This is a genomic window from Legionella resiliens, from assembly GCF_021344005.1.
GTDB classification, from domain to species: Bacteria; Pseudomonadota; Gammaproteobacteria; order Legionellales; family Legionellaceae; genus Legionella; species Legionella resiliens.
This window is the reverse complement of record NZ_JAJTND010000004.1, coordinates 1,157,909-1,171,311: the sequence shown is the minus strand read 5'-3', so window position 1 is coordinate 1,171,311 and position 13,403 is coordinate 1,157,909. Positions and strand designations below refer to the sequence as shown.

The window sequence follows — 13,403 nt, the reverse complement described above, 5'->3', positions numbered from 1 at the left end:
TTTTACCCCCTCACTTGTTCTGGTCGAACGGTTAAACTTATATCACGAAACAAATTAAATGTTTCTGCATCTGCAGGCACCGGTAGAGGCGATGCTTTATAAATAGCTGTTTGTGCTGAGCGGTCAAGCAATTGGTCGCCACTGCTGCGAGTTAAAGTAACTTCCAATACCATTCCATCAGGAGCAAGGCGTATTCTGAACTGACTCGACAAGCTACTGTCAACATTTTCTGGCAATATCCAGTTTCTACCAATGGCATTGACAATGAGCGCTTTATATTTATCAACTTCACCAGCGATACGTGCCTGCCTTTCAGCATTTTTTGCTGCTTGTGCTTGTTTTGCGGCAGCAGCAGCCTCCGCTTGTTTTTTTCTTTCCGCTTCTGCTTTTGCAAGTTCTGCTTTTTCTTTTTCAGCTTGAGCTTTTTCCACCATTTTTTTCTTATTCAAATCAGCAAGTTTTTTAGCTTCCAATTGCTGTTGCTTTACCAATTCTTCTTTTTGTTTTTTTAAATCTTCAATATGTTTCGCTTCCAGTGCTTTTTGCTCTTCAAGCTTCTTTAAACGCTTTCTTTCCTCTTCGGCTTGTTTTTTACGAGCAATAGCAATTTTATTCGCCTCTTCTTTAAGCCGAGCAAGTTGTTGCTGTTCTTTTATTCTCTGCTGTCTTGCCGTTTCCGCCTGTCGTTTGAGCTCGTTTTGTCGGTTAATCTCAGCTTTTTTTTGTTGTTCCCGCTCCTGTTTTAAGCGATTTACTGTTTCCATAACTTGCTTATTATCAACACTTACTGCTTTCACCACCTCAGTTTGAGGTGTAACAGCAATAGGTTGATCTACTCCAGGTGTATTTTTGGTTTCCGCGGTTAAAACAGGTCTCTGACTTGAATTATCTGTTAAAAGCATCACGATTAAAAAAAGATGTAAGCCAAGTGCGGCAAAAAAAGCGTTACGATAACTGGGATTACTTATCATGCTTGCCCCTCTGATTTTTCCTGAGATGAATCAGTCAATAATCCCACCTGCTCTGCCCCTGCTTGCTTGAGCAATGCCATTGCCTGAACCACTTTGCCGTAGGCAACCCCCTGGTCTCCTTTAACTAAAACATTAAGTTTTTGGTTTGATTGCTTTGCCAACTCCAATTCTGCAGCGACACGAACAACTAAAGATTGGGATTCTATAGGTTCTGCAGGGGTACTGCTAATATTGAGAAAGTAAGTGCCTTGCTGATTCACTGAAACAATAATGGGCTCTCTATCTGTAGGAGCCAATGTTTGGCTTGCAGCTTTAGGCAAGTCAACAGTTACTCCTTGGCTCAGCATAGGTGCTGTAATCATAAAAATTACAAGTAAAACCAACATCACATCGATATATGGTACAACATTAATTTCTGATATGGGACGCTCACGCTTGGTTTTTGCTCTGATCATTTCAAATTTTACCCTCTTACAGTATCACTGTTTTGTTGTTCTATAAGCGATATTAATTCTTCCTGAAATAAATCAAATCGATTTAGTAAATCATTAGCACGCGTTGTATATCGGTTATATGCAATAACTGCTGGTATTGCAGTAAATAAACCCAAAGCAGTAGCTACTAACGCTTCAGAAATGCCTGGAGCTACCATAGCAATTGTTGCTTGTTGGGCATGACCTAATGCCTGAAAAGAGGTCATTATACCCCAAACGGTACCAAATAGTCCTACATAAGGTGCAATAGAACCTACGGAAGCAAAAAAAGGTAAATGTTTTTCCAGTTTCTCTGCTTCTTTTGTATGAGTAATTTGCATTACTCGTTGTATTGGTTCAATAACTACATTACCTTGTTTTCTCGCCCGTACAAACTCCTTAAACCCCGCATGAAAAATAGCCGCCATACCTTGTCGCTCATCAGCATTACTATCAATATCGGCGTAAAGTCTGCTTAAATCACCACTATCCCAGAATCTTTGATTAAAAGCATCTGTGAGCTGTTTTTTGCGGTTAAAAAACCAGGCTCGTTGAAATATTAATGTCCAAGAAGTAATGGATGCAGCAGCCAGCAATATCATAACCGATTTAACCACCATACCTGCTTGCATAAAATACATTAATACATTTGCTTGATTACCCATCTATATTATCTCCAGTACCATTTTCGTGCTGTGCTTTTACCTACACAAATTACAATAACAATTCTTTTATTCAATGCGGAAATCGTTTTGGCTTCAAATTTCTATCCACGCATACCACCTGAATTTTGGCTTCACAAATTATTTTTTCCTGCTCATTTTGCATACTCTGATCAAATAAAAAACTACAAGCCCCTAATTGCTGTACTTGGGTTTTAATTGTTAGTAAATCATCCAATCGAGCTGGTGCTTTATAACGAAGATGCGCATCATATATGGCAAAAAGAGTATCCTGTTTCACCAGATCCGAGAGGATCAAATTATTTTTCCTTAGCATTTCTGTGCGAGCTCGCTCAAAATAACAAAGATAATTCGCATGGTAAACAATTCCCATATAATCTACATCTTCGGCGTAAACACGAAAGGAATGTTGATGCGTGATTGTGCCATCCATTGATTAATCCTGCTCTACTGTATTTAAACCAAAATGCTGATACGCTCTTGGGGTGGCTATTCTACCTCTTGGCGTGCGCATAAGGAATCCTTGTTGTATTAAAAATGGCTCCAAAACATCTTCAATTGTACCTTTTTCCTCACCGATTGCTGCCGCAATGCTATCAACCCCTACCGGCCCCCCATTAAATTGTTCAATTACCGCTAACAACAATTTTCTATCCATAAGATCAAATCCATGTCGATCTACCTCCAACATTTCCAAAGCTTTTTGCGCGATATCAACACTAATAATTCCGCTACCCTTAACTTCGGCATAATCTCGAACACGACGCAGTAAACGATTTGCAATACGTGGTGTTCCTCTTGATCGTAATGCAATTTCTCTTGCTCCTTCAGGTTTGGTTTTTACATTGAGTAATTGTGCGGAACGAGCAACGATCTGTGTTAATGAATCAACAGAGTAATATTCCAGACGCTGTACAATGCCAAATCGATCTCTAAGAGGAGAAGTAAGCAATCCAGCTCGTGTCGTTGCGCCAATTAGGGTAAAAGGAGGCAATTCCAGTTTAATAGAACGTGCAGCCGGCCCTTCGCCGATCATAATATCCAGTTTATAATCTTCCATGGCAGGGTAGAGTATTTCCTCTATTACAGGGCTAAGCCTATGAATTTCATCAATAAATAGAACGTCATTTGCTTGCAAGTTGGTAAGTATTGCCGCAATATCCCCTGCTCTCTCAATCACTGGCCCCGAGGTTTGACGCAGATTGACACCCATTTCGTGAGCAATGATATTTGCTAAAGTAGTTTTACCAAGGCCAGGAGGACCAAAGATTAAGACATGATCCAGAGCATCACTTCGCTTTTTTGCTGCATCGATAAAAATTTGCATCTGCGAACTGACTGCATCTTGCCCTATATATTCCCTAAGACTTAGAGGTCTAATAGCACGATCGATGGCCTCTTCTGAGGTAGTGCTTTGAGTACTGATTAAGCGGTCACTTTCCAGCATAAAGTTCTTTTAACAGTTCAGATGAATGGTAGCATTTTATCATATGTTTTTTGAATAGCAGCTTATTTGTTAACAGATATTTAAGCGGCATCACAGCGATGCTCTGAAAAGTAGTGCCTCATTGCCCCGGATTATAATTTAACCCATACCCGGGGACTCTTATTCACCAAAAAAATTATACCTAAATTGATGGAAAACATAATCCCTCATTTTGTTGGAACTCATCATGGTCAGAGACGATTGATGGAGTTACTTCAGGGGACGATACAGCAGGTTTAAAAAATAGTATTAAATTTTTTTCTCGCTCAAACTCTTCCTCAACTGGGGTTGACGATTTAAATTCATCAATGCAATTGAAAAAACGAACTATTGAGCATATTGCAGCCACACAGGAAACCGATAATACAGCAAGCGCAAAAAAAGGATTAACCGCTACTAATGGGGCAGCCATAAGAACACAATACGAGAAGAATGTACTTGAGACTGCGGCCCAGAATAATAATTCTAAGGAAGTAAGGATATTCTCAAGAACGATACCCGTTTTTCTTAACGACTTTATTTCTTCAATATCTTTTAAAACCTCTTCAGAGTTTAGCGTTCCATTTTTTACATTCTCAAGACCTAGGACAAGAAGTTCATAGAATTTAATGGATTCCTTTTCTAACTGAGCATCAAGGGCTTCAATATATAACTTGTGATAATAAGCTTTAAGCGCTTCTAACCTTCGTTTAATTTCCGCATTGAGTTCCACTCCTTGAAACAATGCATCAATTCTTTTATCGCATTCGTTTAAACGTTTTTCCATTGCACTCGACATAATTCATCCCTTAATAAAAGAATAATGGCTCGTTTTATAACATAATTGAAAAAGCAGTTAAAGCTAAGGTGGCTTGCCGCTTAATGATAATCTAACATCATAACCCCATTTTCAGAAAGTTGCTCAGTTGCAGGAGAATGCTCGGCGATTATGGAAAAAATGGGCGGTTTAAAAAATGACACCAAACTTCGTTCTCGTTCATTTTCTGCATTCAATCGAGTACATGATTTAAGATCATCAATACAATGAAATAAATTACTTATTGATTTAACCATTAGGGCAGCAAAAACAATAGTGAATCCGACTCCTAAAATTGGATTGGGTACTGTTGCTGTTGTTGCGCAAAGAAAAAAAAGGGTGGTTGCTGCAGACCAGAAAGCTATTTCCAGAACTTTCGCAATATTATAAAAAACAATCCCAAGTTTTCTGTCAAATGTAGTATCTTGAATTTTTTGTAATGCTTCATCAGCAGAAAGGTGACGATTTTTAACTTTAACAAGATTGTCAACAAACAATTCATAACTTTGCACAATCCTTTCGGCCATATAAGTCGATTTATTGAATGAGGAATTATAATATGCATCCACATCCTTTAATTGCTGCAGAAGACTTAGTGGATGTTCATTTTCTAGATACAATCGTAAAAATTTATCGCGGCAATTTACTAAACGTACCTCCAGAGTAATAGGCATAAATTCAACTCTTAGAAATTTTAAAAGAAGATAACTGACTATTTAATAAGTAAAAATTGCTTTTATATCATAATTGCGAAAAGAAAAAATGTCTATTTAAACAAATTGACCTATTGACTCCATAATTAATTTTCGAGCCCTGAAAATACGAGATCGTACCGTTCCCACGGGGCAATCCATTTTTCTTGCAATATCTTCATAGGATTGACCATCTAGGATATACATACCGTAACAAAGACGTAACTCCTCAGATAAAGTAGATAGAATGGTATCCAGTTGCTCGCCAAACTCGATATTAATCAATAGATATTCTGGGGATAGCTCAACCGAAGAATAATAATTATCAGCATATTCTGCTTCCATATCCATACGTAAATTAGCAGCACGATAATGATTTTTAATTGTATTTTGGGTAATTCGATACAACCAAGTAGAAAATTGACTTTTCTCTTTAAAATAATGTAAATAGCGATAAACTTTAATTAATACTTCTTGTGCCAGATCACTAACATTTGCCGTATCTTGAATATGTAAGTAAATAATTTGCTGTATTTTATTGTTATACCGTGACAACAACAGATTATAAGCTTCCATGTCCCCTTGTCTCGCCAAACTAATCAAGTCCTCATCACTATAAGAAGTTTCTTTATTCATCACTCCCTCATAATTCCATTATAAGAATGACTGTTATTTTATTGTGTCATATGTGTAATTATATACCACTTTGACTTATTTTGAGATGTAATAACCGTAATTGATAGCTTGTTATCTGATCAAGGAATAAAACGATATGCTTTTTTTGACTTGGACTCGCAAATTCAATAAGTTGAAAAAGAGGGTTATGAATAAGAATAACGGCTTGAGTATAAGTCTCCTTTTTATCCTGAGAGATTTCCAAAATCCACGCATTGCCTATAAATTGAATTTTTTTAATTGATGGGCATGGACTCTGATTAGTCCAATCAATTTTCAGCAAGAGAAAAATAAAGCCAAGTAAAATAGGTTTAATAAAAAGAGATATTGATGAATAAAGAATCAAAATGACGGTAATGAGGTATATCACTAAAATCAAACGCAAATAAGTTTTTGATTTCCCTGGCTTAATTACTATTTCGGATAATGGTGACAATTTTTTTTAACTCTTTATCTTGAGGATCCTCATGGCCCATTAGCCAAGCATACAACTCTGGATCAGTGCAATTTAACAGTGAATTAAACGCCTCAAGTTCTTTTGTAGACAAATGCACGAGATGATGCTCAAGAAAACGTTGCAAAATAAGATCCAATTCAAGCATTCCTCGGCGGCAATGCCATGCAAGTCTTGCTTTTTCCTTGGTTTCCAAATCCAACATGGGTAAATCTCTTTATGATCAGCTTACGGACACCATAATACACTACTGTCTATATAAACGGAAATCATTAAGCTCTATTTAAAGCACTACTATGGCGCGCTTAAAAAATCAGATAAACTCTGTAATATTTCAATTGATAGTTACCCCTCAAGTAGAAAGTAACTGTTTTTCAGGTTTAAAATAATGAGCACAACTTTTACACATTTAATCAATGACAGAACATTAACGACCTTCAAAGCATTAGAAGAGGAATTAGTACTCCTACCTAACAAAAATTATTTATTTGATTTATCTTATCTTGCAGTTATTGATGTAGAAGGTAATAAAGCCATTGATTTTCTTCAGGGTCAATTAACCTGCGACTTAAACTCCATGTCTGACATACAAATGATAGAAGGCGCTCAGTGCAATCTTAAAGGACGAATTCTTACGTTAATGGATATTATTAACTGGCAAGGGGTTAAGTTAGTACTACCCCAAGATTTGCAAGAGAGAACCATTAATTCATTAAGCAAATATGCATTACTGTCTCGCGTTATGCTCAAAGAAAATACCAAATTTCATATTTTTGGATTTTATTTACAAAATCATGAAGATATTATTCCTGATACAGAGTTTTTTCCTAATTCGGTATATGCACAAACATATACCAACCATTCTTGCTCCTATCATTTAGGTAATGGATTTTATGTTTTTCTAGTCCTGACTGACTATGCACATGCGATTCAAGAACGTTTTATGAAAAATGACCAATTGCTTGGCTCCTTAACCTGGCATACTTTAAGGTTATTCCAGCAGCAAATAGAAATTTATCCGGAATCTCGAGGCTTATTTTTACCTCATAGAATTGGTTTACAACAAACCTCATACATTAGTTTCAATAAAGGGTGCTATAAAGGGCAAGAAATTATTGCTCGGATGCACTATAAAGCTACTATAAAACATCAATTGAAAATTTATGAAATTGCAACTGAGCAAAAAATTTATTCCGGACAAAAATTATTAAACAAAACCGAAGGGTCAGAGGTTGGTGAATTAATTGATTTTTCTATTCTGACATCTGGACGGTATTTAATTGCTGTAAGTATATTGAAAGAAGTGGAGCCAACGGTGTTTTTTGAAGGGCATCATCAGTTAGTAGAATTGACCAATCCATCAGTTATATTAGCAAATCCACTCGCTTAATATGATCTTGCTTGGCGAACCAGTAGCTTGGGTCATTTTGACCTGAGGTAATGTCAGCTTTTTGATGAGAAACCTCCACTAATTTTCTCTCTATTCTGACATCTGGACGGTATTTAATTGCTGTAAGTATATTGAAAGAAGTGGAGCCAACGGTGTTTTTTGAAGGGCATCATCAGTTAGTAGAATTGACCAATCCATCAGTTATATTAGCAAATCCACTCGCTTAATATGATCTTGCTTGGCGAACCAGTAGCTTGGGTCATTTTGACCTGAGGTAATGTCAGCTTTTTGATGAGAAACCTCCACTAATTTTCTCGCCTACGTACCGTGCTTAAATTTTTCGCGTACGTACCGCGCTTTATGCGCGGTATCCAGGGATCTTGCTATAGAAATGCTCCGCGGCATCTTAGCATATCGTTCTGGATACCGCGCATAAAGCGCGGTACGTAGGGAAATTTAAGTGGCACGTAGAGAAATTTAAGTGGCCACGTAGAGAGAAATTTAAGCGGCACGTAGGGAAATTTAAGCGGCACGTAGGGAAATTTAAGCGGCACGTAGGGAAATTTAAGCGGCACGTAGAGAAATTTAAGTGGCTCGTAGGGAAATTTAAGTGGCACGTAGGGAAATTCAAGCAGTAGGTAGAGAAATTCAAGCGGCACATAGAGAAATTTAAAATGAAAAACTGACGTTACCTCGGGTCAAAATGACCCAAGCTACTGGTTCGCCGCCTTTATCATAAACTGATCGAAAAGGCGGAGATCTTTAACTAAGGCCCAACCAGCACAAACATACTCGTATTATGCTTCTTGCTCAACCAATGCGTAAGCTTGCAAAGTTGTTTGAGTCAAATCCAGTAACTCCCTGATTGCAACAAAAAACATAGTATAATTTAGAATTGTACTTGCTTTTAGATCTGCCAATATAAAGCGCCAACGCTGAATTAAAGCACGATGAGACTCTCCCCAGGAAGCAAGGCGCGCCTGCAAATCCGGGTTATCACCATCATAGTTAATCAGTCCAGAAGTGAGTTGGCGTTGTTGCCAATCTAAATCATCCCGCAATGCTTCTCTAGAGAGAGACTCCCAATGATTCTCACTTGGATGCATAATAATTTGCTTTCTTATCCAGGCAAGATCCAGAAACTCCCCAATTCCGAAATAAATCTCAGCTACCTGTGCTACCTTCATATTTCTCTTATAAGCAATTTCGATGATGTCAGTTGCCGCAAATAAACTTCGAGTTACCGTTAAATCATGTGCGAGCGCTGGTGGAATTCCTTCATCAACTAGCTCTTGATAATGTTCATTGTATTTTGTTCGTCGCTCTTCATTTAAAATCGCTGGGATGGACATTTTCAATTCAACAACACCTTGTGCATAGAGTTTGACAACCTCAGAAATATCCACAGCTCTGCGTTGACTACGCAAGAACCAACGAGTAAGGCGTCGAGCTAATCTGGAATAAAGCATCATCATTTCGATTTGCTTTTTAGCGCTTATTTTAGTACCCAACTCTTCGATTTGTTTCCAAACAGATTCTAAATTAAGCACAGAACGAGTAATGACGTATGCTCTTACGATTGCTGAAACAGGAGCTCCTGTTTCATCTTGTAATCTGTAAATGTAAGTAAAGCCCATCTCATTTACTATAATATTGCTTAATCGAGTCGCTATAATTTCTCTTTTTAATGGATGAGATTGCATTTGCTTGCTAAAGCGCTTTTGCAAAGGTTTGGGAAACGAACTAATTAAAAATTGTGTCATATACGCTTCTTCGGGAACAGCTGAAGCCAGGATTTGCTCCTTAAGAATTGTTTTACTGTAACACATTAATACAGCGATACTGGGACGCATCAAACCTTTACCCATTAATTTGCGTTCCAAAATAACCTTATCGTCAGGTAAGTACTCGAGATTGCGATCAATTTTTCCAGTGCGTTCCAATTCACTAATATAGCGACTTTGTAGATCCAATGCTTGAAGAGGTTGCGATGCAGTTAAACTAATCGCTCTCGTTTGCAAGAAATTGTCACGGAGTACCAGTTTGCTGACCTCGTCGGTCATTTCAATTAACAATTCATTACGTTGTTTGGGAGTCAAATCACCGACCGCTACAATGCCGTTCAACAGAATCTTAATATTTACTTCTTTGTCCGAACAATTCACACCACCCGAATTATCGATGAAATCGGTATATACCATTCCACCACTTAATGAGTATTCGACTCGCGCCAATTGGGTTAATCCCAAGTTGCCGCCCTCTCCCACAACTTTACAACGTAATTGTTTTGCATTGACTCGAGTTGCATCGTTGGTTCGGTCACCAACATTAGCGTTTGATTCAGTACTAGCCTTAACATAAGTACCAATTCCTGCACTCCAAAGTAAGTCAACCTTAGCTCTTAAAATTGCTTTAATTAACTCGTTTGGTTCAATTTCGGTTTGTTTAATTCCAAAAGCCGCTTGCATTTCCTTGCTGACAGGGATGGATTTGGCATTACGATTGAACACACCGCCACCTTTGGAAATAAGTTTTTTATCATAATCCGTCCAGTTTGAACGTGGTAAATGAAATAAACGCTCTCTTTCTTTGAAACTGACTTCTGCATCAGGCTCAGGATCGACAAAAATATGGATATGGTTAAATGCACCAATTAACTTGATGTGTTTTGACAACAGCATACCGTTACCAAATACATCTCCCGCCATATCTCCAATTCCAACAACAGTGAAATCGTTATTTTCAATGTCTATATCTAATTCATAGAAATGACGCTTCACTGATTCCCATGCACCCTTTGCTGTAATTCCCATTTTCTTATGGTCATAACCTATTGATCCACCAGATGCAAAAGCGTCACCTAACCAAAAGCCATATTCTAAAGAAATAGCATTAGCAAGGTCAGAGAAGGTTGCCGTACCTTTATCTGCAGCAACAACAAGGTAAGGATCATCTTCATCAAAACATATAACGTTCTTAGGTTTAACCACTCTACCTTCAACATAATTATCGGTGATATCGAGAAGACCACGAATAAATAATTGATAACAACCAATTCCCTCAGCCATTATTTCTTCCCGAGTACCGTTTACAGGTAAAAACTTGGGCACAAAACCACCTTTGGCACCACTAGGTACAATAACTGAATTTTTTACTTGTTGTGCTTTCATCAAACCTAGTATTTCCGTACGGAAATCTTCCCTTCGATCAGACCAACGCAAACCGCCGCGAGCAACCTTGCCGCAACGTAAATGAACCCCTTCAAAACGAGGAGAGTAAACAAAAATTTCAAACATCGGATGTGGTTTTGGCACACCGGGAATAATTTTACTATTTAGCTTAAGAGAAATATAAGGTTTATGATGTCCATCTTCATTTATTTGATAAAAATTAGTACGTAATGTCGCGCTAATGGCATGAATGTATTGTCTGATTATTTTGTCTTCATCTAGATTCGATACAGTATCAAGATCGCTTAATATTTCGATGGATAAATCAGCAAAACGATCCTCTCTATTAGTATCATCAGCAGGATTACAGCGAATTTCAAATAATCTCACTAATTTTTTAGCAATAGCAACATTATTATTTAATGCCGTTTCCATATAGTCTTGGCTAAAGGTAATACCAATTTGTTTAAAATACTTGGCATAGGTACGCAAAACAGCGACTTCACGCCAATTAAGTCCTGCGGCTAAAACTAACTGATTGAATCCATCATTTTCAGCTTGAGCAAACCAAACTTTAGCAAAAGCATTCTGGAATAATTCTTTAATCTCATCAAGATCAAACTCAATTGGTTTATTATATTGCATGGCAAAATCATTAATCCAAGATACTTTGCCATCCTCAAATTTTAATGGATAGGGACGTTCACTTATAGCACGCAAGCCCAATTTTTCTAATATCGGTAACACATCAGATAAAGGAATGGTGGTATCATGTTGATACACCTTTAATCTAAAACTATTTTCTGATTCATCCAAGGGTTTATAAAAATTAATACCCAGAGGTTGTTCCGCTGTGAGTTGTTCGATATGTTTAATATCATAAACTGCTGTCCTGGCTGGGAACATATCACTATAAGCAACAGGGAATGCATGCTTGTAACGAGCATAAAGGGTATTTGCTTGTTCTTCCCCATAAGCTTCATATAAATGTGTTTGTAAATCGTCGGTCCAAGAGCGCCCGGCTTCAATCAGTTTCCTTTCAATGTCTTTTAAATCATATTCAAGTGGTACACTCGGATTAATTTTAATAATAAAATGAACACGTGCCAGAACAGACTCAGTAAATTGAGTCGAATAAGTAGTCTCAATTGAGTTAAAACTCTCGTCAAGAATTTCCTTCATAGCCATTCTTAACTCGGTATTTATCCTGTCTTTAGGGACATATACGAGACAAGAGACAAAGCGTCGATAAACATCAACCCGCGCGAACAAACGAATACGCTTTCTGTCCTGCATGTAAAATATACCCATTGCAATTTCCAGAAGTTCATCTTCTGTTCCTTGAATCAAATCATCTCTGGGCAAAGTTTCAAGAATATTTAATAAAACCTTACCTGCATGGCTGCGTGGATTTAATCCGGAATTTTCCATAATGTGAGCTACTTTACGTCGCAAGAATGGAATTTGTTTCGGATTGGTATGATAAGCAGCAGAAGTATAAAGGCCAATAATTCTTCGTTCACCAATCACATTTCCTTGCTCATTAAATCGTTTGACTCCAATGTAATCGGTATAAGCATCACGATGAACACTTGCCAACGTATTTGTTTTTGAGGTAACCAAAATTCGTGGAGACAAGGTAAATTCACGTGCTTCAGGCGCCATTGCAGAAATGCTTCGCGCCATTGATTTAGTAACGCTTTCACGCAAAAGTCCTAATCCGGTTTTCGGAACAGCTTGTAAAACCGTTTCCTTACCTTTTTCTACCAATTCATAATCTCTCATCCCTAGGAAAGTAAAATGATGGTCTTCAATCCAATGTAAAAATGCCTTAGTTTCTTCCACTTCATCTAAATCAAGTACTGAAGATACTTTATCAATCTCTGCAATTGCTTCCCGAACTTCAGCACGCATTTTTTCCCAATCTTCAAAAACGACGCGATTATCTTCCAGGGCTCGCTCACATCCTTGATGCAGTTCTTCAAGTACCTTAGGATCAGTTTGCCGATCAATTTCTAGAAATATAGGCGCTTCATGGATCACCCCTTTTTCATCTAACAGTTGGCTACGGGGTAAGATCTGACAAACTCGATTGTCTTTATCTCTTTTAACTCGAATACCTCCCATATGAATGGTTAGATGAGAGGATAGGCCCATTCTATGGATTACCAAACGAATTGAATCAACCAAAAACGGCATATCATCACAAATTACTTCAATGACGGTATGAGTTGTTTGCCATCCATGACGTTCATAATCTGGGTTATAGACTCTAATTTTTGTCTCATGTGGTGCACGTTCACTAATTAAAGCCCAAAAATTTACTACAGCGCCGTAAAGATCATCGATAGTCCATGCATTAAGATCTTCCATTGCTACAGTGCCATATAGCTGTTTAGCAAATTCGGCGCAAAACTCGGTTTGATCACCAACCATAGAACTTCTAATTCTATTGACAATGGCTTCAATTAATACGTCTTTACCCTCTTCAAATTTATAAGACATTGTTGTTCTACCTCATCGATTTGCTCAGCCCTACAGCGAGAATTATTGTTTAAATATATAAATAACCAGCCACTCTTATCCCGGCAGGTTATTTACCGGCTGGATAAG

12 protein-coding genes are annotated in these 13,403 nt (G+C 37.7%); 1 reads left to right on the top strand and 11 read right to left on the bottom strand.

Features of this window, described 5'->3' with window-relative positions; translation table 11 throughout:
- Positions 1-2 precede the first annotated feature (2 nt).
- The 10 genes from tolA to LXO92_RS10560 all read right to left on the bottom strand — a co-directional run bounded on the left by tolA (position 3) and on the right by LXO92_RS10560 (position 6,435).
- Positions 3-971, bottom strand: a complete 969-nt coding sequence (gene tolA, locus LXO92_RS10605) for a cell envelope integrity protein TolA (protein WP_182352677.1) — start codon at positions 969-971, stop codon at positions 3-5.
- Positions 968-1,426 (bottom strand): protein TolR, encoded by a 459-nt coding sequence (gene tolR / locus LXO92_RS10600; protein WP_182352676.1) that lies wholly within the window; start codon positions 1,424-1,426, stop codon positions 968-970. The genes tolA and tolR overlap by 4 nt, the downstream gene beginning before the upstream one ends.
- Before the next feature lie 8 nt (positions 1,427-1,434).
- On the bottom strand, positions 1,435-2,109 hold the full coding sequence (tolQ, locus tag LXO92_RS10595; protein ID WP_232890951.1) for a protein TolQ: 675 nt from the start codon (positions 2,107-2,109) through the stop codon (positions 1,435-1,437).
- 70 nt (positions 2,110-2,179) lie between these two features.
- A complete protein-coding gene (locus tag LXO92_RS10590; RefSeq protein WP_182352675.1) occupies positions 2,180-2,560 on the bottom strand; it encodes a YbgC/FadM family acyl-CoA thioesterase in 381 nt (126 codons plus the stop codon).
- 3 nt (positions 2,561-2,563) lie between these two features.
- Positions 2,564-3,574 (bottom strand): Holliday junction branch migration DNA helicase RuvB, encoded by a 1,011-nt coding sequence (gene ruvB / locus LXO92_RS10585; RefSeq protein WP_182352674.1) that lies wholly within the window; start codon positions 3,572-3,574, stop codon positions 2,564-2,566.
- 181 nt (positions 3,575-3,755) lie between these two features.
- The gene (locus LXO92_RS10580) at positions 3,756-4,391 is read right to left on the bottom strand and encodes a DUF5638 domain-containing protein (RefSeq protein WP_232890950.1); all 636 of its coding nucleotides are present in this window, start codon (positions 4,389-4,391) and stop codon (positions 3,756-3,758) included.
- A gap of 80 nt (positions 4,392-4,471) precedes the next feature.
- On the bottom strand, positions 4,472-5,083 hold the full coding sequence (locus LXO92_RS10575) for a DUF5638 domain-containing protein (RefSeq protein ID WP_182352672.1): 612 nt from the start codon (positions 5,081-5,083) through the stop codon (positions 4,472-4,474).
- Between the two features lie 96 nt (positions 5,084-5,179).
- On the bottom strand, positions 5,180-5,737 hold the full coding sequence (locus LXO92_RS10570; protein WP_182352671.1) for a sigma-70 family RNA polymerase sigma factor: 558 nt from the start codon (positions 5,735-5,737) through the stop codon (positions 5,180-5,182).
- A 58-nt stretch (positions 5,738-5,795) separates the two neighbouring features.
- Positions 5,796-6,212, bottom strand: a complete 417-nt coding sequence (locus LXO92_RS10565) for a hypothetical protein (RefSeq protein ID WP_232890949.1) — start codon at positions 6,210-6,212, stop codon at positions 5,796-5,798.
- Entirely contained in the window at positions 6,184-6,435 is a 252-nt protein-coding gene (locus tag LXO92_RS10560) for an FAD assembly factor SdhE (protein ID WP_220471059.1), read from the bottom strand. Before LXO92_RS10560 ends, LXO92_RS10565 begins: the two co-directional genes overlap by 29 nt.
- A gap of 183 nt (positions 6,436-6,618) precedes the next feature.
- Here LXO92_RS10560 and ygfZ point away from each other — a divergent pair, with 183 nt between their 5' ends.
- The gene (gene ygfZ, locus LXO92_RS10555; protein ID WP_232890948.1) at positions 6,619-7,620 is read left to right on the top strand and encodes a CAF17-like 4Fe-4S cluster assembly/insertion protein YgfZ; all 1,002 of its coding nucleotides are present in this window, start codon (positions 6,619-6,621) and stop codon (positions 7,618-7,620) included.
- A gap of 797 nt (positions 7,621-8,417) precedes the next feature.
- Here the strand turns inward: ygfZ and LXO92_RS10550 are convergent.
- Positions 8,418-13,295 carry an NAD-glutamate dehydrogenase gene (locus LXO92_RS10550; RefSeq protein ID WP_232890947.1) on the bottom strand — a complete coding sequence of 1,626 codons (4,878 nt, stop codon included), beginning with the start codon at positions 13,293-13,295 and terminating at the stop codon, positions 8,418-8,420.
- Positions 13,296-13,403: the final 108 nt, after the last annotated feature.